Annotated in this window: 22 protein-coding genes; 4 read left to right on the forward strand and 18 right to left on the reverse strand. The window is 60.1% G+C overall.

The window, feature by feature from the left end; all coding sequences use genetic code 11:
• Window positions 1-24: 24 nt before the first annotated feature.
• The gene (locus tag HP062_RS17035; RefSeq protein ID WP_010467373.1) at window positions 25-1347 is read left to right on the forward strand and encodes a lytic murein transglycosylase; all 1323 of its coding nucleotides are present in this window, start codon (window positions 25-27) and stop codon (window positions 1345-1347) included.
• A gap of 93 nt (window positions 1348-1440) precedes the next feature.
• On the opposite strand, the gene HP062_RS17040 is transcribed toward HP062_RS17035, so the two are convergent.
• The 13 genes from HP062_RS17040 to HP062_RS17100 form a co-directional block, all read right to left on the reverse strand.
• Complete coding sequence (locus HP062_RS17040) at window positions 1441-2391, reverse strand: LD-carboxypeptidase (RefSeq protein ID WP_172791770.1); 951 nt, start codon at window positions 2389-2391, stop codon at window positions 1441-1443.
• A 162-nt stretch (window positions 2392-2553) separates the two neighbouring features.
• Window positions 2554-3579 carry a lipoyl synthase gene (gene lipA / locus HP062_RS17045; protein ID WP_010467371.1) on the reverse strand — a complete coding sequence of 342 codons (1026 nt, stop codon included), beginning with the start codon at window positions 3577-3579 and terminating at the stop codon, window positions 2554-2556.
• Window position 3580: 1 nt separating this feature from the next.
• Window positions 3581-4228, reverse strand: a complete 648-nt coding sequence (lipB, locus tag HP062_RS17050) for a lipoyl(octanoyl) transferase LipB (RefSeq protein ID WP_010467370.1) — start codon at window positions 4226-4228, stop codon at window positions 3581-3583.
• Window positions 4228-4503, reverse strand: a complete 276-nt coding sequence (locus tag HP062_RS17055) for a DUF493 domain-containing protein (RefSeq protein WP_010467369.1) — start codon at window positions 4501-4503, stop codon at window positions 4228-4230. Before HP062_RS17055 ends, lipB begins: the two co-directional genes overlap by 1 nt.
• Window positions 4504-4583: 80 nt before the next feature.
• Entirely contained in the window at window positions 4584-5741 is a 1158-nt protein-coding gene (locus tag HP062_RS17060; protein ID WP_010467368.1) for a D-alanyl-D-alanine carboxypeptidase family protein, read from the reverse strand.
• 181 nt (window positions 5742-5922) lie between these two features.
• Window positions 5923-6933 carry a septal ring lytic transglycosylase RlpA family protein gene (locus tag HP062_RS17065; protein WP_102594337.1) on the reverse strand — a complete coding sequence of 337 codons (1011 nt, stop codon included), beginning with the start codon at window positions 6931-6933 and terminating at the stop codon, window positions 5923-5925.
• Complete coding sequence (gene mltB / locus HP062_RS17070) at window positions 6933-7943, reverse strand: lytic murein transglycosylase B (protein ID WP_010467366.1); 1011 nt, start codon at window positions 7941-7943, stop codon at window positions 6933-6935. Before mltB ends, HP062_RS17065 begins: the two co-directional genes overlap by 1 nt.
• A 17-nt stretch (window positions 7944-7960) precedes the next feature.
• A complete protein-coding gene (gene rodA, locus HP062_RS17075; RefSeq protein ID WP_049870746.1) occupies window positions 7961-9064 on the reverse strand; it encodes a rod shape-determining protein RodA in 1104 nt (367 codons plus the stop codon).
• A gap of 31 nt (window positions 9065-9095) precedes the next feature.
• Window positions 9096-10991 carry a penicillin-binding protein 2 gene (gene mrdA / locus HP062_RS17080; RefSeq protein ID WP_010467364.1) on the reverse strand — a complete coding sequence of 632 codons (1896 nt, stop codon included), beginning with the start codon at window positions 10989-10991 and terminating at the stop codon, window positions 9096-9098.
• A 10-nt stretch (window positions 10992-11001) separates the two neighbouring features.
• The gene (rlmH, locus tag HP062_RS17085) at window positions 11002-11469 is read right to left on the reverse strand and encodes a 23S rRNA (pseudouridine(1915)-N(3))-methyltransferase RlmH (protein ID WP_007937439.1); all 468 of its coding nucleotides are present in this window, start codon (window positions 11467-11469) and stop codon (window positions 11002-11004) included.
• Between the two features lie 9 nt (window positions 11470-11478).
• Window positions 11479-11973, reverse strand: coding sequence for a ribosome silencing factor (rsfS, locus tag HP062_RS17090; RefSeq protein WP_010467363.1), 495 nt, complete (start codon window positions 11971-11973; stop codon window positions 11479-11481).
• 73 nt (window positions 11974-12046) lie between these two features.
• Window positions 12047-12736 carry a nicotinate-nucleotide adenylyltransferase gene (gene nadD, locus HP062_RS17095; protein WP_169858290.1) on the reverse strand — a complete coding sequence of 230 codons (690 nt, stop codon included), beginning with the start codon at window positions 12734-12736 and terminating at the stop codon, window positions 12047-12049.
• A 1-nt stretch (window position 12737) separates the two neighbouring features.
• Window positions 12738-14009: a glutamate-5-semialdehyde dehydrogenase gene (locus HP062_RS17100; protein WP_172791771.1), complete on the reverse strand. Its 1272-nt coding sequence runs from the start codon at window positions 14007-14009 to the stop codon at window positions 12738-12740.
• A 189-nt stretch (window positions 14010-14198) separates the two neighbouring features.
• On the opposite strand from HP062_RS17100, the gene HP062_RS17105 reads away from it, so the two are divergent.
• Window positions 14199-14897: a DNA-3-methyladenine glycosylase gene (locus tag HP062_RS17105; RefSeq protein ID WP_042932526.1), complete on the forward strand. Its 699-nt coding sequence runs from the start codon at window positions 14199-14201 to the stop codon at window positions 14895-14897.
• A gap of 176 nt (window positions 14898-15073) precedes the next feature.
• Entirely contained in the window at window positions 15074-16390 is a 1317-nt protein-coding gene (locus HP062_RS17110) for a bifunctional DedA family/phosphatase PAP2 family protein (RefSeq protein ID WP_010467359.1), read from the forward strand.
• A 53-nt stretch (window positions 16391-16443) separates the two neighbouring features.
• On the opposite strand, the gene HP062_RS17115 is transcribed toward HP062_RS17110, so the two are convergent.
• The 5 genes from HP062_RS17115 to HP062_RS17135 form a co-directional block, all read right to left on the reverse strand.
• Window positions 16444-17022: a hypothetical protein gene (locus HP062_RS17115; protein ID WP_172791772.1), complete on the reverse strand. Its 579-nt coding sequence runs from the start codon at window positions 17020-17022 to the stop codon at window positions 16444-16446.
• A gap of 87 nt (window positions 17023-17109) precedes the next feature.
• Window positions 17110-17325 carry a hypothetical protein gene (locus tag HP062_RS17120; RefSeq protein WP_102594344.1) on the reverse strand — a complete coding sequence of 72 codons (216 nt, stop codon included), beginning with the start codon at window positions 17323-17325 and terminating at the stop codon, window positions 17110-17112.
• A 112-nt stretch (window positions 17326-17437) separates the two neighbouring features.
• The gene (locus HP062_RS17125) at window positions 17438-18028 is read right to left on the reverse strand and encodes an LON peptidase substrate-binding domain-containing protein (protein ID WP_010467356.1); all 591 of its coding nucleotides are present in this window, start codon (window positions 18026-18028) and stop codon (window positions 17438-17440) included.
• 10 nt (window positions 18029-18038) lie between these two features.
• Entirely contained in the window at window positions 18039-18755 is a 717-nt protein-coding gene (locus HP062_RS17130) for an LrgB family protein (RefSeq protein WP_010467355.1), read from the reverse strand.
• Window positions 18752-19114: a CidA/LrgA family protein gene (locus HP062_RS17135; RefSeq protein ID WP_010467354.1), complete on the reverse strand. Its 363-nt coding sequence runs from the start codon at window positions 19112-19114 to the stop codon at window positions 18752-18754. The genes HP062_RS17130 and HP062_RS17135 overlap by 4 nt, the downstream gene beginning before the upstream one ends.
• A 197-nt stretch (window positions 19115-19311) precedes the next feature.
• On the opposite strand from HP062_RS17135, the gene HP062_RS17140 reads away from it, so the two are divergent.
• On the forward strand, window positions 19312-19767 hold the full coding sequence (locus tag HP062_RS17140) for a MaoC family dehydratase (RefSeq protein WP_010467353.1): 456 nt from the start codon (window positions 19312-19314) through the stop codon (window positions 19765-19767).
• Window positions 19768-19800 lie beyond the last annotated feature (33 nt).

Here is a 19800-nt window from a genome sequence, read left to right on the forward strand (position 1 = left end):
GATTCGTATTCCCTGGACCTGTGCATGCCCCTTTGTATTTCCCGTCGTTGGCCCCTGCGCCAACTGATCGCTGCCTCCAGCCTCATTTTGCTTGTCGCCTGCGCGGAAAAACCGACCGCCGCCGACGCCCAGCCGCTTCAGACCCTTCCCGTATCGACAGCCCCTGCGGTCATTCCGCCCGTGGTGCCGACCGGTGAAAACCTCGACCTCCAGCCCACCCAGACCTTCGCCGAATGGCAGGCGGGTTTCCGCAAAGACGCGCTAACCGCCGGCATCCGCGCCGATCTCTTCGACCGCGCCTTCGCCAATGTCAGCCTCGACACCAGCGTGATCCGTGCCGATCGCAGCCAACCCGAGTTCTCCCGCCCGGTGTGGGAATACCTCGACGGCGCCCTGTCGCCGCTGCGGGTACGCAAAGGTCAGGCGCTGGTCGGCCAATACGCTGACATTCTGCAAAGCATCGAGCAGCGCTACGGCGTTGATCGCCAGGCCTTGGTGTCGGTGTGGGGCATGGAGAGTAATTTCGGGCAGTTCCAGGGCAACAAGTCAGTGATCAACTCCCTGGCGACCCTGGCCTACGAAGGCCGGCGTCCGGGCTTTGCTCATGCGCAACTGATCGCCGCCCTGCAAATCCTGCAACAAGGCGATATCGAACCGGAGAAAATGCTCGGTTCCTGGGCCGGCGCCATGGGTCAGACCCAGTTCATCCCGACCACCTACAACACCCACGCCGTGGATTTCGACGGTGACGGCCGCCGCGACATCTGGGGCAGCCCGGCCGATGCGCTGGCCTCGACGGCGCACTATCTGCAAAGCTCCGGCTGGCAGAAAGGTCAACCGTGGGGCTTTGAAGTGCAGCTACCAGGCAGTTTCAACTACGTCCTGGCCGACGGCACGATTCGCAAGAGCGTCGCCGAATGGCAACAGTTGGGGGTCTCGCTGCCTAATGGCGCCCAGGTTCCGGCAGGTTCCGAACACCTGTCCGCCGCCCTGCTGCTGCCGGCCGGTTATCGTGGCCCGGCGTTCCTGGTGCTCGACAACTTCCGCGCAATCCTCAAGTACAACAACTCGTCGTCTTATGCATTGGCGGTGAGCCTGTTGTCCGAGCGCTTCAGTGGCGGCGGCCTGATCAATGGCACGTGGCCAAAAGATGACTTGCCGTTGAGCCGCACTGAGCGAATCGAACTGCAAAGCCTGCTGAGTGCGCAGAATTACGATGCGGGCACGGCTGACGGGATCATCGGCGCGAACACTCGCAAGGCGATCCGCAGTGCACAACAGTCGTTTGGCTGGCCGGCGGATGGGTATCCGACGCACAAGCTACTTGAAGGCCTGCGTAACCGCTAAAAAGCTTCGCGGGCAAGCCTCGCTCCTACGGGATCACACCATCCTGCAGGAGAGAGGTTTGCCCGCGAAGACTTACTGACAGGCGCTATCGCACTACCGCTTGACGACCACATCCTGTTCCAACACCAATTCCTTCTTCCCCGCATCCAGCCGAACCAGCGCGCCCATCGGCAACGTCAGGTTCGGATCGCAGTGCCCGCTGCGCCACCCGGCCAACACCGGTATCCGCAACGGCTCGAGCGTCTGCTTGAGCAACCGCTCCAGCGCAAACGTATCAACCCCAGCCACATCGCCCACCAGCACGCCGCGCAACTTGCCCAGCGTGCCGGCCAGGCGCAGATGAGTCAGCAAGCGGTCGATGCGATACAGCGGTTCGTTGATGTCCTCAATGAAAAGAATGACGCCTTCAGCCTCCATCTCAAATGGCGTGCCCATGGTTGCGGCAATCATCGACAGATTGCCCCCCAGCAACCGCCCGTGAGCGATGCCGGGCTCGATCGTGGTGAGCGGCCAGGCCACCGGGTGCGAAAGCACACTGCCCGCCTTCACCTGCCCTCTGAGCATGTTGAAAAACGAAGACTCGGTCGGTTTTTGCTTCTCGCCCAGCAAATCGGCATTAAGCAGCGGACCATGAAAGGTCACAAAACCGGCGTAACGGCTGATCGCCACGTGCAGCGCAGTGATGTCGCTGTAGCCGATAAACGGCTTGGCGTTGTTCTGCAGCAATTCGAAATCGATGCGATCGAGCAGACGCGGCGTACCGTAACCGCCCCGCAGGCAAATGATCGCGTCGACTTCCGTGTCGGAGAACGCGGCGTGCAAGTCATTGAGCCGCACGTCGTCGCTGCCGGCCAGGTAGCCATCCTGTTCGTACACCCCGGGAAATATCCGCAGCGCATAACCGCGAGCGCGCATCCAGGCAACGGCTTTATCGGTGTCCAGCCCGGCAGGCCCGGCGGGCGCAATCACGCCAATCAGCCCTTCCGAGGGCAAGGCCGGAACGGCTGAGTGAGGAAACAGCGTGTGGGTCGGTCGAACAGTCATCCATGAATCTCCCTGCGTGAAAAGCTTCAGCACACAGTAGTCAGGAACGGGGACAAACAGAAGAGGATCAATCGCCCCGCAGGTTGCAGGAAAAGACGGTTGCGGCCGTAGGCACGGCCAACAAAAACGCCCGCAAGGCTGAAAAGCCTTGCGGGCGCTTTATTACAGAGACGACATCAGTTCAGCTTTGACCAGCTTCGCCTGCTCGTCGGCGTGGTACGAGGAACGCACCAACGGGCCGGAAGCGACGTTTTTGAAGCCCATTTTGTAGCCTTCCTCGGCGAACCAGGCGAAGGTATCCGGATGCACAAAACGCTCCACCGGCAAGTGACTGCGCGACGGTTGCAGGTACTGGCCCAGTGTCAGCATGTCGATGTCGTGTTCGCGCATGCGCTTCATGACTTCGATGACTTCTTCGTCGGTTTCGCCCAGACCCAGCATCAGGCCGGACTTGGTCGGAATGTGCGGCATCATCTGCTTGAAGCGTTGCAGCAGGGTCAGCGACCACTGGTAATCCGAACCCGGACGCGCAGCCTTGTACAGGCGCGGCACGGTTTCCAGGTTGTGGTTGAACACATCCGGTGGCTCGGCGGCGGTGATTTCCAGCGCAACGTCCATACGGCCACGGTAGTCCGGGACCAGAGTTTCGAGCTGCACGTTCGGCGACAGTTTGCGGATCTCGCGGATGCAGTCGGCAAAGTGCTGGGCACCGCCGTCACGCAGGTCGTCGCGGTCGACCGAGGTGATCACCACGTACTTGAGTTTCAGGTCGGCGATGGCGATGGCCAGGCTTTCCGGCTCATTGACGTCCAGAGGCTTCGGACGACCGTGGCCAACGTCGCAGAACGGGCAGCGACGGGTGCAGATGTCGCCCATGATCATGAAGGTCGCGGTGCCGCCGGAGAAGCACTCGCCGAGGTTCGGGCAGGACGCCTCTTCGCACACGCTGTGCAGCTTGTGTTTGCGCAGCAGGGCCTTGATGCGGTCGACTTCCGGCGAAACCGGGATGCGCACGCGGATCCAGTCAGGTTTTTTCGGCAGTTCGGTGGTCGGAATGATCTTTACCGGGATACGTGCAACCTTCTCGGCGCCGCGCAGCTTGACGCCGGCTTCAACCTTGGCACGCGGGGCCGGACGCTCGGTAACATCCAGCGTCGGGATCATGGTTTGCACTGCATCAGTAGTCATATCAGTCGATTCCGCCCGTTAGGGTCGTCTGCTCAGCATAGTCGAGGTGTTTGACGAGCTGCGCGCGCAGCCGGGCACTTACCTCGGCAAATTCAATCGATCCTGCGTGATCGCTCAGCTGGGTCATCGCCAGCCCGGCGTAGCCGCAGGGATTAATCCGTCGAAACGGTTCCAGGTTCATGTCCACGTTCAGGGCCAGGCCATGAAAGGAACAACCGTGGCGGATCCGCAGACCCAGGGAGGCGATTTTCGCCCCATTGACATAGACACCCGGCGCATCAGGCTTGGCCGCTGCGGTCACGCCATAGCTGGCCAGCAGCTCGATCAGGCAGTGTTCCATGCGGGTGACCAGGTCACGCACGCCGAAACCCAGTTTGCGCACGTCGAGCAACAGGTAGGCCACCAACTGGCCGGGACCGTGGTAAGTCACCTGACCACCGCGATCGACCTGCACCACCGGGATATCCCCCGGCAGCAGCAAGTGCTCGGCCTTGCCGGCCTGGCCCTGGGTGAACACCGGCGGGTGTTCGACCAGCCAGATCTCGTCCGCGGCATTGCTGCCGCGTTCGTTGGTGAAGCGTTGCATGGCATGCCAGACCGGCTCGTAAGCCATCTGGCCGAGCTCGCGAAAGCCCAGCGTGCCAGACATCACAGCACCATGTGCACGAAACCGGTAGCCCGCAGTTCGCTGTTGATGTCGTACAGCTGGTCTTGACCGGTGGCGATGATGTGCAACTGGATGGTGGTGTACTTGCCGTTGCTGCTCTGGCGTTCGTCCACCCTTTCATCGTTGATCGTTGCGTGCTTCTTAACGATATCGATGATCTTTTGCTTGATGTCCACAATGGTGTCGCCGATCACTTTGATCGGGTAATCATTGGAAGGAAATTCGATCTTTGGCGCCTTTACTTCGGTATCTGTCATGGCGTAACGGCCTCGTAAGCCGTGGCAACGGACATGGCCCCGCTCCGGATTGGAACGGGGCCATGCAAGTCCACACTAATTCAGTTGAACAAGCCGTAGAAGAATAGACGGATGCTATCCCACATGCGGCGGAAGATACCACCCTCCTCGACAGCGTCCAGGGCGATCAGGTCGGCGCTATGCACCACTTTGTCGTCCAGTTTCACTTCGACTTTACCGATTACGTCGCCCTTGGCGATAGGCGCAACCAGTTGCGGGTTCATGGTCATGCTGGCGGCGAGCTTTTTCAGCTGGCCTTTTGGCAGGGTCATGGTCAGGTCTTCAGCCAGGCCGGCCTTGACTTGATTGGTGCTGCCTTTCCAGACAGGGGCCTGAGCCAGCTCGGCGCCTTTCTGATAGAAGGTCTGGGTTTCGAAGAAGCGGAAACCGTAGGTCAGCAGCTTCTGGGTTTCAGAAGCACGGGCCACTTCGCTGTTGGTGCCGAACACCACGGCGATCAGGCGCATGCCATCACGTACAGCCGAAGACACCATGCAGTAGCCGGCTTCGTCGGTGTGGCCGGTTTTCAGACCGTCGACAGTCTTGTCACGCCACAGCAGCAGGTTGCGGTTAGGCTGCTTGATGCCGTTCCAGAAGAACTCTTTCTGCGAGTAGATCGCATAGTGAGCCGGGTCTTCGTGGATGATCGCGCGAGCCAGCACCGCCATGTCGTGAGCCGACGAGTAGTGCTCAGGGTTCGGCAGACCGGTCGGGTTCATGAAGTGGCTGTTGGTCATGCCCAGATCGGCCACGGTTTTGTTCATCATGTCGGCGAATGCGTCTTCGCTGCCGGCGATGTGCTCGGCGAGCGCAACACTGGCGTCGTTACCCGACTGGATGATGATGCCGTGCAGCAGGTCGCTGACAGTGACTTGCGAACCCACCTTGATGAACATCCGCGAACCGCCGGTACGCCAGGCGTTTTCGCTGACGGTCACCGGATCGTTTTCACCGATCTGGCCACGACGGATTTCCAGGGTCGCGATGTACGCGGTCATCAGCTTGGTCAGGCTGGCCGGTGGCAGACGCTGGTCACCGTTGTTCTCGACCAGCACGTTGCCGCTGCTGGCATCCATGAGTACGTAGGATTTAGCGGCCAGTTGTGGTGGCGACGGCATCATCTCGACCGCGAACGCGGCAGGCGAGAGGAGCAGCGGGACTAGCAGACACAGGCGTTTGGCAAAGGTGGTGATGTTCATCCGTCTCTCGAAATCGCTAATGGAAACTGCCCGAAGGCAAAACTAATCAGATGGCCTTCTAACGGGCCATCGCGTGTTCAGTTGCTCACTCAGAACCCTTGCCGGGCTTTTGTTCTTCAACGAGCCAACAACCAGGTCCACCCCCCAAACCGCAAGCGAACCGTCAATCAAGTACTACGTATTATTCGGCGGTGACCACGCTCGGCGAACCGAGATTGGCCAGGCGCACACTGTTCTGCACTTGCTGGATTTCACCCGGCGAACCGATCGGCCCCAGACGCACCCGATGCAGCGTCTGTTGATTACGCACGATCGAGCTGATGAACACCGGAGCGCTCACCATCCCGCTGAGCTTCGATCTCAGGAGTTCTGCAGCGTCCGGGTTGGCGAACGCGCCCACCTGCAGATACTGGCCAGAGGCTGGTACAGAAGCGTTTTTTTTTGCATCAATCTGCACGGGCACCACGGCCGCCGCGTGTTGCTGCGGCGGTGGCGTCCATTGCTCGACGGTGCCCGCCGAAGCGGTAATCGTCGGCGCGGCATTTTGCGCTACTTGCGGTTCGTTGAGCATCAAAGGCGCCGGACGGCCCTTTTGTGCCCACCACTGTTGCGGATCGATACCCTCGACTTTCACCCGTGCGGTGCCGGTTTCGGCGTAACCGAGTTTTTTCGCGGCGGCGTAGGACAAGTCGATGATGCGGTCCGAGTAGAACGGCCCGCGGTCGTTGACCCGCAGGATCACGGTCTTGTGGTTGTCCAGGTTGGTCACCCGGACGTAACTTGGCAGTGGCAATGTCTTGTGGGCGGCACTCATGCCGTACAGGTCGTACACCTCGCCATTGGCGGTGTTCTGACCGTGGAATTTGGTGCCGTACCAGGACGCCGTGCCCGAGGCGACGTAGGTCTTGGATTCTTGCAGCGGAAAGTAAGTCTTGCCCAGCACGGTGTAAGGATTGGCTTTGTAAGGACCGGAGTGCAGGGTCGGCGTGGCATCCGGGATGCGCGATACGTCGACGTCCCACCATGGCGCGCCGTCTTTGTGCGCCCGGTTGATGTCCAGGCCAGGCGTTGCGCGCACGGCCGTTGAAGGCTTTTGCGTCGGCGCGCGGCTGGTCGAACAACTGGCGACCAGCACCGCCAACGCGGCGAATGCCATCAGCTTCAGGGGTTTATTCATAGGCAATGCCCGCATTACTTGACGCCCCGTGCTTGGACCAGCTGTTCAGACAGTTGATGTACCGCCATGGCGTACATCACGCTGCGGTTATATCGCGTGATTGCGTAAAAATTCTTCAGGCCCATCCAGTACTCCGGGCCATTGTCACCTTCCAGGCGGAAAGCCGTGACCGGCATATCATCGCGCAGCGCATCATGACTCGACCAGCCCAAGGCTCGCAACTCCCCGACCGTTTTAGTCGGCTCGATGCCCGTCGTCAAACCTTCATCCACTTGCTCGCCACGCACATCGGCGCGACTGACCACCGGCTCGCCGGCGACCCAGCCGTGACGCTTGAAATAACTGGCGACGCTGCCGATGGCATCGTCCGGGTTGGTCCAGATATTAATGTGGCCGTCACCGTCGAAGTCCACCGCATAGGCGCGAAAGCTGCTCGGCATGAACTGCGGCAAACCCATGGCGCCGGCGTAAGAGCCTTTGAGAGTCAGCGGATCGACCTGCTCCTCACGGGCCAGCAACAGGAACTCACGCAACTCCTTGCGGAAGAATTCGGCACGGGGAGGATAGTCGAAACCCAGGGTCGATAAAGCGTCGATTACCCGGAAATTGCCGGTATTGCGGCCGAAAAAGGTCTCAACCCCGATGATCGAGACGATAACCTGAGCCGGCACGCCATATTCCTGCTCGGCACGGGCCAGTACCGCTTCGTGCTGACGCCAGAAGTCCACACCACGGGCGATGCGCGCGTCGGTGATGAACATCGGGCGATATTCGTTCCACTGCTTGACCCGCTCGGCGGGTTTCGAGATCGCGTCCAGAATCGACTGCTTGCGCTCGGCTTCGCGGAACACGCCCATCAGCTGTTCACCGGCAAAACCGTAGTCGCGGGTCATTTCACCGACGAATTCGGCCACCTGGGGTGAACCTTCGTAATCGCCGGCCAACGCGTCCTGCGTTGTGCCAAGGATGCTTACCAGGCCGACCCATGGCGCGTATCGAGTCGCCCAGCCGCGCATTACTTGCATTGACATCTTCACCTTATTCAAACCTGTGCGATCCACTTACGATGGGTATGGATCGACATCAAAACCCCAAACGCTGACAGCAGCGTCACCAGCGAAGTTCCTCCGTAGCTAATGAACGGCAACGGCACCCCCACGACCGGCAACAGGCCACTGACCATACCGATGTTGACGAAAACGTAAACAAAAAACGTCATGGTCAGGCTGCCCGCGAGCAATTTTCCGAACAATGTCTGGGCCTGGGCGGTTATCACCAGCCCACGACCGATCAACAACAGGTAAATCAACAGCAGTGCGCAGATGCCCACCAGGCCGAATTCTTCGCCCATCACCGCAATAATGAAGTCGGTGTGGCTTTCCGGCAGGAAGTCCAAGTGCGACTGAGTGCCGAGCAGCCAGCCTTTGCCGAACACGCCGCCGGAACCGATGGCGGCTTTCGACTGAATGATGTTCCAGCCGGTGCCGAGCGGATCGCTCTCGGGATCAAGGAACGTCAGGACGCGCTGCTTCTGGTAGTCGTGCATCACGAAGTACCACATGGCCACAGACACCGGCACGGCGGCAGCAATCACGCTGAGAATCCAGCGCCAGCGCAACCCGCCCATGAACAAGACGAAGGCGCCACCGGCGAGAATCAGCAGCGAAGTGCCGAGGTCCGGCTGACGCACGATCAGGATGAAGGGCAAGCCGATCAGGAACAGACTGACCCCCACATGCTTGAGCTGCGGCGGCAACGTGCGCTTGGACAAGTACCAGGCGATGGTCGCCGGCATCAGGATCTTCATGAACTCCGAAGGCTGGAAACGGATCACCCCCGGGATGTTGATCCAGCGCGTGGCGCCCATGGCGTTGTGGCCCATGACGTCCACCACCACCAGCAACAACACGCCGATCACGTAACCGACCGGCACCCAACGCGCCATGAATCGCGGCTCGAACTGGGCGATGACGATCATCGACACCAGGCCGATGCCGAACGAAGTGGCTTGCTTGGCCAGCAGGTCCCAGCTCTTGCCACTGGCCGAATACAGCACGAACAGACTGCCGGCGGCGAGGGTCAGCAACAGGATCAGCAACGGGCCGTCGATGTGCATGCGTTGCAACAGCGTCGCACGGCGACGCATCACATCCTCACTGGAGAGAATGCGATCGAAATTACTCTTCACGGGCCGTAGCCTCCGCACTGATAGGGCTGGCGTATTCGGCCTTCAACCGACCGTCCTGGTCCAGAAGCCAGGCGTCCATGATCTGACGCACCACAGGCGCTGCGACGCCGGAACCGGACTCGCCGTTCTCGACCATCACCGACACCACGATTTGCGGGTTGTCAGCCGGTGCGAAGCCGACGAACAAGGCGTGGTCACGATGGCGCTCCTGAACCTTGGAGCGGTCGTACTTCTCACCCTGCTTGATCGCGACCACCTGGGCCGTACCACTTTTGCCCGCGATGCGGTATTGCGCACCGATCGCCGCTTTGCGCGCCGTACCCCGGGCACCGTGCATCACCTGCTGCATGCCATGGTTGACCTTGGTCCAGTCGGACGGGTCGCGCAGGATGATGTCCGGCATCGGGTTGTCATCCTTCGGCCGCTCGCCTTCGACGGTCTTGGCCAGGTGCGGACGGTTCCAGACACCCTTGCTCGCGACCAGCGCTGTGGCTTGGGCCAATTGCAATGGCGTTGATTGCATGTAGCCCTGACCAATCCCGAGAATCAGCGTTTCGCCCGGGAACCAGGCCTGACGCCGGGTTGCACGCTTCCACTCACGTGTCGGCATCAGCCCCGGCGACTCCTCGAACATGTCCAGCGAAACCTTCTGGCCGATGCCGAACTTGCTCATATACGCCGACAGCCGATCGATCCCCAGTTTGTGAGCCAGATCGTAGAAATAGGTGTCGTTGGACCGCATGATCGCCGTGTCGAGGTCCACGTAGCCGTCACCGGTACGGTTCCAGTTACGGTATTTGTGGTCATAGTTGGGCAGCTGGTAGTAGCCGGGGTCGTACACCCGACTTGATGCAGTCACGACACCGGCATCCAGGCCGGCAATCGCCACCGCCGGCTTGATGGTCGAACCCGGCGGGTACAAACCGCGCAGCACGCGGTTGAACAGCGGCCGGTCGATGGAATCGCGCAGTTCGGCATAGGCCTTGAAGCTGATGCCGGTGACGAACAGGTTCGGATCGAAACTCGGCGCACTGACCATCGCCAGCACCTCGCCGGTTTTCGGATCGAGCGCCACCACGGCGCCACGACGACCGCCAAGTGCGGCTTCGGCGGCTTCTTGCAATTTGATGTCCAGGCTCAGGACGATGTCCTTGCCGGGAATCGGATCGGTACGCTTGAGCACGCGCAATACGCGGCCGCGAGCGTTGGTTTCGACTTCTTCGTAGCCCACCTGACCGTGCAGCTCCGGCTCGTAGAAACGCTCGATGCCGGTTTTGCCGATGTGGTGCGTGCCGCTGTAATTGACCGGATCGAGAGACTTCAGCTCTTTCTCGTTGATCCGCCCCATGTAACCTACCGAGTGCGCAAAGTGCGGGCCCTGCGGGTAGTGACGCACCAACTGCGCGACCACTTCCACGCCCGGCAGACGGAACTGATTCACCGCGATACGGGCGATCTGCTCCTCTGACAGCTCGAACAGGATCGGCACCGGCTCGAACGGACGACGCCCCTGACGCATACGCTTCTCGAAGATCACCCGGTCCTCGGGCGTCAGCTCCAGCACTTCGACGATCACGTCGAGCACTTGCTGCCAGTCACCGGACCGTTCGCGGGTCATGCTCAGGCTGAAGCTGGGCCGGTTATCGGCCACCACCACGCCATTGCGGTCGAAGATCAACCCGCGGGTCGGCGGAATCGGCTGTACGTGGACGCGGTTGTTTTCCGACAGGGTCGAGTGGTACTCGTACTGAATCACCTGGAGGAAATACAGCCGCGCGATCAGCACGCAGATCAGCAACACCACCGCAATAGCCCCGAACACGACGCGGCCACGCACCAGACGGGCGTCTTTTTCGTGGTCCTTGATGCGGATCGGCTGGGGCATGAGGGCAGAACTACTTGTGGTAAGGGTGGCCGGACAGAACTGTCCAGGCACGATACAGCTGTTCACCGATCAGAATCCGCACCAGCGGGTGCGGCAACGTCAACGGCGACAACGACCAGCGCTGATCGGCCCGCGCACAGACTTCCGGCGCCAGCCCTTCGGGGCCGCCGACCATGAAGTTCACCGTGCGCGAGTCCAGCCGCCAGCGATCGAGCTCGACCGCCAACTGCTCGGTGCTCCAGGGCTTGCCGTGGACTTCCAGGGTCACAACACGCTCATTCGGCCCGACCTTGGCCAGCATGGCTTCGCCTTCCTGACGGATGAAGCGCGCCACGTCGGCGTTCTTGCCACGGGTGTTGAGCGGTATTTCCACCAGTTCCAGCGCCAGCTCGGACGGAAGACGCTTGGCATATTCATGCCAGCCTTCTTCCACCCACTTGGGCATGCGGGAGCCGACGGCGATCAGTCGCAGTCGCACAGCGGTCCCTTATTGCTGGTCTTTGTTGAGCTTGACGAAGTGCTCATGGGTGTTTTCCGGGCTGTGGTGAGCCGCGTTCAGAGCACGGCTCTGCTCTGCACCGGACCACAGACGCTCGAGGTCGTAAAACTGACGAGCCGAGGCGGTCATCATGTGCACGATGACATCATCCATATCCAGCAGCACCCAGTCGCTGTCGCCCTTGCCTTCTTCACCCAGTGGCTTGACGCCCAGGGCTTTGACGGCTTCGCGAACCTTGTCCAGCATCGCGCCGATCTGGCGGTTGGAGGTACCGGTCGCGATGATCATGTAGTCAGTGATGCTCTGCTTTTCACGAACGTCGATGACCTGGATGTCCTGGCCCTTCACGTCTTCCAGGGCGGCTACGGCCACCTTGACCAGCTCGTCACCTTTCAGAGGTTCAGTGGTGAGAACCGGCTCAGGCAGCGGGGCGCTTTTGAACGTGCCTTTGCGCTTTACTTTAGTTACGTCTTTGTTCGTCATATAAAACTCGTTTTGCTCGTATGTTCGGGCGCTTCAATACACGTCATTACGTGCCTGGAAGCGTGCCCTCTTTTCAGTTCGACGCACGGTAGAGACCGTGCGCATCGATGTAGGCCAGGACCGCGTCGGGCACCAGGAAACGTACCGACTTACCGCTGGCCAGCAGTTGACGGATCTGGGTGGCGGATACCGCGAGCGGCGTCTGCCAGACGAATGCAATCTGTCCGCTCGGCCCTTTGAGGGCCAGCGGGTCGCTCACCGAGCGTGCCGCCAACAGATTGCGCAAGGCATCCGGCGGTTCGCTGTCGGCATCCGGGCGTTGCAGCACCAGGATGTGGCAATGCTGGAGCAACTCTTCCCAGCGGTGCCAAGTGGGCAGGCCGCAAAATGCGTCCCAGCCCAAAAGTAGAAAAACCTGGTCAGAGGCGGCCAGTTCGGCGCGCATCAGTTCCAGGGTGTCGATGGTGTAGGACGGTTTGTCCCGCTGCAATTCGCGGGCGTCCACCACCAACGGCGCCACACCGGCCACCGCGCACTCGACCATCGCCAGACGGTCCTTTGCCGACACCTGCGGCGTACCGCGATGCGGCGGCCTGGCACTGGGTGTCAGGCGTAACTCATCGAGCGACAGCGACTCGGCGACTTCCAGCGCACCGCGCAAATGGCCGATATGCACCGGGTCGAACGTCCCGCCCAGCACGCCAATGCGTCTTGGCGCAGGCTCGCTGGCAGTTTGCGGTGCTGACGGTTTGAGGTCGCCCAAGTCAGACCGACGCCTGGCCGCGCAACTGGCCATCACCGACCACGATGTACTTCTCGCAGGTCAGACCTTCGAGACCCACCGGGCCGCGGGCGTGCAGCTTATCAGTAGAAATGCCAATCTCGGCACCCAATCCGTATTCAAAGCCATCGGCGAAGCAGGTCGGCGTGTTGATCATCACCGATGACGAATCGACCTCCGCCACAAAACGCCGGGTGTCGGCGAGGTTTTCGCTGACGATCGAGTCGGTGTGATGCGAACCGTACTGATTGATGTGTTCGATCGCCTGGTCCAGCCCGTCAACGACGCGGATCGAAAGAATCGGCGCCAGGTATTCGGTGCTCCAGTCTTCTTCGCTGGCCGCCACGGCATCGATGATCGCCCGGGTACGTTCGCAACCGCGCAGTTCGACGCCTTTTTCGCGGAACTGTGCAGCCATCGACGGCAGGAAATCCTTGGCAACGGCTTGATCCACCAGCAGCGTCTCCATCGCACCGCAGATGCCGTAACGGTAAGTCTTGGCATTGAAGGCGATGCGCTGGGCTTTCGGCAGATCGGCGTGGGCGCTGACGTAGACGTGGCAGATGCCGTCCAGGTGTTTGATCACCGGCACGCGGGCATCGCGGCTGACGCGTTCGATCAGGCCACGGCCACCACGGGGCACGATGACGTCGACGTATTCCGGCATGGTGATCAACGCGCCAACGGCCGCACGATCGGTGGTTTCGACCACTTGCACCACGGCAGCCGGCAGCTCGGCTTCGGCCAGGCCGCGCTGGATGCAGGCGGCAATGGCGCGATTGGAATTGATTGCCTCGGAACCGCCACGCAGGATCGTCGCATTGCCCGACTTCAGGCAAAGGCTCGCGGCGTCGATGGTTACGTTCGGCCGGGATTCGTAGATGATCCCGATCACGCCCAACGGCACGCGCATCTTGCCGACCTGGATGCCCGACGGCCGGAAACTCATGTCGCGAATCGCGCCAACCGGGTCCGGAAGTGCCGCCACCTGACGCAAACCGACGATCATGCCGTCGATGCGCTCCGAGGTCAGCGCCAGACGGTCAAGCAATGCCGGCTCAAGACCATTGGCGCGGCCTGCGGCCAAATCCAGTTCATTGGCAGCCGTCAGCTCGGCGCGTGCAGCGTCCAGCGCATTGGCAGCCGCCTGCAACGCGCGGTTCTTCTGCGCAGTGCTGGCACGGCCAATGACGCGAGAAGCCTCGCGGGCGGCGCGACCCAGGCGGGTCATATAGTCAAGAACGGACTCAGTCATGGTCTGTGGGGGTCTTTGCTAAGGTCTTGGTAAAGAGTAAAGCGGCAGATTATAGCTGTCGCGTCCCGGGACTAACAGCGGTGACGGGCGGATGGTCGAAATGGAGGGCAATTTGCCGACGTTCAGCCGGGATTAAGCTGCACATTGTTATCATCACGACTCAATCAGCCTTGATAAACACCGTTCATCATGTCCAACCTGACTGTTCGAGCGTCCGCTGCACGCCTGCCCATGGGGCTCCCGGACGCATTTTTTGACCGCGATGCGCAAACCCTGGCCCGGGATTTACTGGGCAAGGTCATCCGTCATAGGGTCGGCGACCTGTGGCTGAGCGCCCGGATTATCGAAACCGAAGCCTATTACTGCGAAGAAAAAGGCAGCCACGCGTCCCTCGGCTACACAGAAAAGCGTAAGGCTTTGTTTCTGGATGGCGGGCACATCTATATGTATTACGCCCGCGGCGGTGATTCCCTGAACTTCAGCGCCCAGGGGCCGGGCAACGCGGTGCTGATCAAATCTGCCTATCCGTGGGTCGACGAGCTAAGCGGGCCAGCGAGCCTGGCGCAGATGCTGTTGAACAATCCCGACGCCCAGGGTCGTCCTCGCCCGACGCAAAAGCTCTGCGCCGGGCAGACATTGTTGTGCAAGTCGCTGGGGTTGAAGGTGCCCGTCTGGGATGCCAAGCGTTTTGACCATGATGTGTTGCTGGTCGAAGACGTCGGCCCGGCGCCTGCTCAGATCATCCAGACCACGCGCCTGGGCATTCCCCACGGACGCGACGAACATTTGATGTATCGCTTCGTCGATGCGGCTTACGCGCCACATTGCACGCGGAACCCGCTACGACGGGGGCAGGTCGAAGGTCGCGATTATTTTTTGCTGACTTGAAGATGGAAAATCCCTGTGGGAGCGAGCCTGATCGCGATAGCAAGTATCAGGCGACATCGGTTTCGAATGTCAGTCCGCTATCGCGAGCAGGCTCGCTCCTACAGGGGACTTGTGGTGCCTGGAAGGTTGCGTGCGCGCCTTTCGAGCCCAATTGAACATCAGAGGGAGTTGTTTTTATGGGCCCATGGCTCGATAGCGTGACCGGTTGGCTGGCGGCTAACCCGCAATGGCTGGCCGCGGCGGTGTTCATCGTGGCATTCGTGGAGTGCCTGGCGATTGCCGGGCTGATTGTGCCCGGCACGGTGTTGCTGTTCGCCGTGGCGGTACTGGCCGGCAGCGGGGCGCTGTCATTGAGCGAAACGCTATTGCTGGGGTTTACCGCTGGCGTGCTGGGCGACATCGTTTCGTACTTCATCGGTCGACATTTTCACCAGAATATCCGGCGCCTGCCGGGGTTGCGCCACCATCCGGAATGGATCGCCGGCGCCGAGGCGTATTTCCAGCGATACGGTATTGCCAGCCTGTTGGTCGGACGTTTTATCGGCCCGCTACGCCCGATGCTGCCGATGGTTGCCGGGATGTTCGACATGCCGTTCCCGCGTTTCGCCGCTGTCAGTTTGTTGGCCGCCGCGGGCTGGAGCGTCGCTTACTTGCTGCCTGGCTGGGCCACGGGCGCAGCGATTCGCTTGCCATTGCCCGACGGGTTCTGGCCTGAGGCAGGAATCGTCGCCGGCAGCATTGCGGTAATGATCGGCTTGAGCGTAACCAGCAGCCTGCGCCGCCATCGCCACGCCACCGCCTATATAGCCGGCCTCGGCCTGTTAATTCTGGCAGGGCTGTTTATCGGCTACCCGCACCTCACCGCGCTCGACCAAGGCGTGATGACCCTGGTGCAGGAACATCGCAGCCCGATGCTCGATGAACTGGCCGTCACCTTCACGCTGATCGGCGAATTCCGCAACATGCTGGTGTTCAGCGCCCTGCTGACCGGCTTGCTGTTGCTCACCCGGCAGTGGCGCCAGGCGATTTTCGCCGGCGGCACCCTGCTCTTCACCGCGCTCGGCAACACGTTCACCAAACAATTTTTCGCCCGCGTGCGCCCGGAAGTACTGAGCGATCCGCTGACCAGCTACAGCATGCCCAGCGGCCATGCATCGGGCGCCTTCGCGTTGTTCCTGACCCTCGCCGTGCTGGCCGGTCGCGGTCAGCCGCCGCGGATGCGCCTGACCTGGTTGCTGCTGGGTTGTTTGCCGGCCCTGACAATCGCCCTGTCCCGGGTGTACCTGGGCGCACATTGGCCAACGGATATATTGGCCGGCGCGATGCTGGCGGCGTGCGTGTGTGCTGCCAGCTTGTGGCTGAGCCAGCGCCAGACACCGCTCAATGCCATGCCACCCAAGATCTGGTGGCTGGTATTGCCGGCGATGGTGGCGTTGTTCGGGTTCTTTGCATTGCGACATTTGCCGAATGCAATGTTGAGATATGCGTATTAGGCTGTTGCCTGATGAGGTACACGCCATCAGCTTGCAAAACTGATGGCGTTTTTTTATTTGCGCTCCTCACCCGGCTTATCAACAATCTTGATCACGAAGTTGACGGGATCATTGTTGAACGCATCATGCTTGGAGACATTAGGATCAACATCTTTAAAATGCACTTTCCCCTTGTCGTTTGCCAGATAGAGCGGCCGACCATTTAGCTCACTCACAAGCTGCACATACCCTGGACCGGCAGCAAAATCATCAAAACTCGCTTGGTCCACCCCATGCTTGCGTATTGAAAACCTGGCACCTTCCGAACCGCTATTCATATATAGATGACGGGTTCCGACATTAACCGTCAAATGACCACCTTCATAGGCGCCTCGAATAACGGCCAGCACTTCATACTTGCCAGCCTTGGGCACAAACTTCAACAATAGAGGCTTGTCATCCTCATGATCGGCGAGCGTCAGAATACTCGTGCTGTCGTCACTCGCCAATGCCACCTCCACGTCCAGGCGTTCGCGCCGGGTGATTCGCGGGTCACGCAGCCTAAGCTTCAGGCGCTGCTGGTTGAGCACCACCGGCGTGCCGTTGACGTAAAGATTAGCGGTAAATGCACTGCTTTGATTTTCCAGGGACATCAATCACCTCAAGATGCTGTTCACTCAATTTTTTTCAGCAAGACGCGCAAAACCCAGTCCGTTGCCGAATAGTTTATAAGTCGTGTACTAAAGAGCCGTCGGAGCGTTTGAAGTATCGACGGCAGTACCGGAGACTGGAAGTTTTACGCGCTTGCGCTTACGTCGAGCGACAACCATTGAATCGGCATAGTAAGCAGCGGCATCAATAATATTAGCCGTATTCGGATCGTTGCTCGCGTGCTTTAAAATATAGCGCCCGGCAATATCATCCCAGAACATCCATTCATCTTCATATAGCGTCATAACCACATCCATATAGTTAACCGTTATCCGCTCCATGCGAATAACTGCAAACTACTGACTGAGCTTTACGAAGACAATAGTGGCGAACCGGAGAACTTAATACAAAGTACAACTAGGCAAACAACTCACCCTGCAACTCGTCCAGCAGCGCCTGGATCGCATCCAGCCGCTGCTGGGGATCATCGAGTTGCAGCAGGTCGATCTTGTCCACTTCGGCAAACGGCAGCAGATAGGCCAGCTGATTGGCCAGCGACTGTTGCCCGGTCGCTTCGGTGCCCATGTTCAAGGCTTCGACCATCGGGTGTTCGGCCAATGCCTTGAGCAGGGCGACCAGGTCCGCATCCTCATCCTGCAGCGGCTGCTCAGGTTCGTCTTCCAGCCACTCGACCTCAGCGACGGTCAATTGATCGCGCTGTACCTCGGTGCGCAACACATGAAAACGCCGCCCGCCCTGCACGCGAATGCCCAGCAGGCCATTGTCCTGTTGTTTGAAATCAGTGATCAACGCTTCACAGCCGACCAGCGCATAGCCCGCAGGTGCGATGCCCACTTCTTCGCCGTCGAGAATGCACACAACGCCGAAGCCGACGCCCTTTTTCATGCAACTGCCGATCATGTCCAGGTAGCGCGCCTCGAAGATCTGCAAGTCGAGGATGCAGCCAGGAAACAGCACAGTGTTCAGCGGAAAAAGCGGCAAGCTCATAGACATATCCTTAAACCACCATCGACACCGCCAACGGCAGGAACACCGCCGTGGCCACGCCCATCAGACTCATCGCCAGCGCCGCGAAAGCGCCGCATTCTTCACTTTCCTGCAAGGCCACCGAGGTGCCGACCGCATGGGCGGTCATGCCCAGCGCCATGCCCCGGGCTTCAGGGCTGTGCACGCCCAGCCGGGTCAGCATACTCGGACCGAAGATCGCACCGATCACGCCGGTGATCAACACGAACACCGCGGCCAACGCCGCGACACCACCGATCTGCTCAGCCACCAACATGGCAATCGGCGACGTCACTGACTTCGGCGCCATGGTCATCAGGATCATGTGTTCGGCGCCAAACCACCAACCCAGCAACACGCCCATGCCCGTGGCAACCACGCCGCCTATCACCAGCGTAGTAAAAATCGGCCAGAACAACTGCCGAATGCGTCGCAGATTGAGATACAGCGGCACTGCCAGCGCAACGGTCGCAGGTCCGAGCAAGATGCTGAGGATCTCAGTGCTCTTGCGGTACTCGACAAACGTGATCCCACAGACCGTCAGCACACCGATCACCAACAGCATGGAGACCAGCACCGGTTGCAGAAAGATCCAGCGGGTTTTTTCAAAGGCTGCCAGCACCAGTTGATAAGCGCCCAACGTAATGCCGAGGCCGAACAACGGGTGATGAATCACCGAGTCCAGCGCACCCTGCCAATCGAGGATCATGAGCGATCTCCGCGATGGGCATGACGCTTGACCATGCGCTGCATCAGCACCCCGACAAACGCCATGGACAGCACCAGCGACAACACCAGCGCGCCGGCAATGGCCCAGAAGTCTGCGGCGATGTCCTTGGCGTAAACCATCACGCCCACGGCCGGCGGCACCAACAGCAAAGGCAAATAGCGCAGCAGGCTGCTGGCGGCCAGGTTCAACGGCTCGCCGACTTGCCCGCGCGAAATCAGGTACACCAGCAACAGCAGCAGGCCGACAATCGGCCCGGGCAGTACCGGTAAAAACAAATGGTTGATGGCTGTGCCCAGCAATTGGAACAGCACCAGCCAGGTCAGGCCACGTAACAACATCCAGCATCTCCCACACGCGCGCCCCACCAAAAAGGGGCCGGGCATTATAAGCACGTCAACGCTATGGATCGGCATTCGCCAAAAGCATGGTCAGTTGACCGGAGCAATTTGCCATGTTGATCTAAAGTGGTTCACAGGGAGGCCAAATCCCCCCACTCGAAAAACTATAAATCCGATGAAACCCAAGGAGAGTCTCAATGCCCTATGTTCCCGTTGCAGAGCTCAAAGATTATGTCGGCAAGGAACTCGGACGTTCCGAATGGCTCACCATCGATCAGGAGCGCATCAACCTGTTCGCAGAAGCCACAGGCGATTATCAGTTTATTCACGTCGACCCGGTCAAAGCCGCGCAAACGCCATTTGGCAGCACCATTGCACACGGATTCCTGTCACTGTCGCTGATCCCGAAACTGATGGAAGACATCCTGATCCTCCCTCAAGGGGCGAAGATGGTGGTCAACTATGGCCTGGACAGCGTGCGCTTCATCCAGCCAGTAAAGGTCAACTCCAGGGTTCGGCTCAAGGTCGACATGAACGAAGTCATCGAGAAAAAACCCGGCCAATGGCTGCTCAAAGCCACCGCCACGCTTGAAATCGAAGGCTCGGACAAACCGGCGTATATCGCCGAGCCGCTGTCCCTCTGTTTCGTCTGACACAGGCCTGATTGCGAAACAGCTCACGCTGTT

The organism is Pseudomonas sp. B14-6 (genome assembly GCF_013260315.1).
Lineage (GTDB): Bacteria > Pseudomonadota > Gammaproteobacteria > Pseudomonadales > Pseudomonadaceae > Aquipseudomonas > Aquipseudomonas mandelii.

What these genes read in the sequence shown, in the direction of transcription:
- rodA (WP_049870746.1), bottom strand. Translation starts at nt 9,064, where the DNA reads ATGCGTCGCCGTGCGACGCTGTTGCAACGCATGCACATCGACGGCCCG.
- HP062_RS17120 (WP_102594344.1), bottom strand. Translation starts at nt 17,325, where the DNA reads ATGACGCTATATGAAGATGAATGGATGTTCTGGGATGATATTGCCGGG.
- HP062_RS17035 (WP_010467373.1), top strand. Translation starts at nt 25, where the DNA reads ATGCCCCTTTGTATTTCCCGTCGTTGGCCCCTGCGCCAACTGATCGCT.
- HP062_RS17125 (WP_010467356.1), bottom strand. Translation starts at nt 18,028, where the DNA reads ATGAGCTTGCCGCTTTTTCCGCTGAACACTGTGCTGTTTCCTGGCTGC.
- HP062_RS17100 (WP_172791771.1), bottom strand. Translation starts at nt 14,009, where the DNA reads ATGACTGAGTCCGTTCTTGACTATATGACCCGCCTGGGTCGCGCCGCC.
- rsfS (WP_010467363.1), bottom strand. Translation starts at nt 11,973, where the DNA reads ATGACGAACAAAGACGTAACTAAAGTAAAGCGCAAAGGCACGTTCAAA.
- HP062_RS17130 (WP_010467355.1), bottom strand. Translation starts at nt 18,755, where the DNA reads ATGATCCTCGATTGGCAGGGTGCGCTGGACTCGGTGATTCATCACCCG.
- lipA (WP_010467371.1), bottom strand. Translation starts at nt 3,579, where the DNA reads ATGACTACTGATGCAGTGCAAACCATGATCCCGACGCTGGATGTTACC.
- HP062_RS17065 (WP_102594337.1), bottom strand. Translation starts at nt 6,933, where the DNA reads ATGCGGGCATTGCCTATGAATAAACCCCTGAAGCTGATGGCATTCGCC.
- HP062_RS17135 (WP_010467354.1), bottom strand. Translation starts at nt 19,114, where the DNA reads ATGTTGTTACGTGGCCTGACCTGGCTGGTGCTGTTCCAATTGCTGGGC.
- mrdA (WP_010467364.1), bottom strand. Translation starts at nt 10,991, where the DNA reads ATGCCCCAGCCGATCCGCATCAAGGACCACGAAAAAGACGCCCGTCTG.
- HP062_RS17060 (WP_010467368.1), bottom strand. Translation starts at nt 5,741, where the DNA reads ATGAACATCACCACCTTTGCCAAACGCCTGTGTCTGCTAGTCCCGCTG.
- HP062_RS17140 (WP_010467353.1), top strand. Translation starts at nt 19,312, where the DNA reads ATGCCCTATGTTCCCGTTGCAGAGCTCAAAGATTATGTCGGCAAGGAA.
- HP062_RS17055 (WP_010467369.1), bottom strand. Translation starts at nt 4,503, where the DNA reads ATGACAGATACCGAAGTAAAGGCGCCAAAGATCGAATTTCCTTCCAAT.
- lipB (WP_010467370.1), bottom strand. Translation starts at nt 4,228, where the DNA reads ATGTCTGGCACGCTGGGCTTTCGCGAGCTCGGCCAGATGGCTTACGAG.
- HP062_RS17105 (WP_042932526.1), top strand. Translation starts at nt 14,199, where the DNA reads ATGTCCAACCTGACTGTTCGAGCGTCCGCTGCACGCCTGCCCATGGGG.
- mltB (WP_010467366.1), bottom strand. Translation starts at nt 7,943, where the DNA reads ATGCAAGTAATGCGCGGCTGGGCGACTCGATACGCGCCATGGGTCGGC.
- HP062_RS17040 (WP_172791770.1), bottom strand. Translation starts at nt 2,391, where the DNA reads ATGACTGTTCGACCGACCCACACGCTGTTTCCTCACTCAGCCGTTCCG.
- HP062_RS17110 (WP_010467359.1), top strand. Translation starts at nt 15,074, where the DNA reads ATGGGCCCATGGCTCGATAGCGTGACCGGTTGGCTGGCGGCTAACCCG.
- HP062_RS17115 (WP_172791772.1), bottom strand. Translation starts at nt 17,022, where the DNA reads ATGTCCCTGGAAAATCAAAGCAGTGCATTTACCGCTAATCTTTACGTC.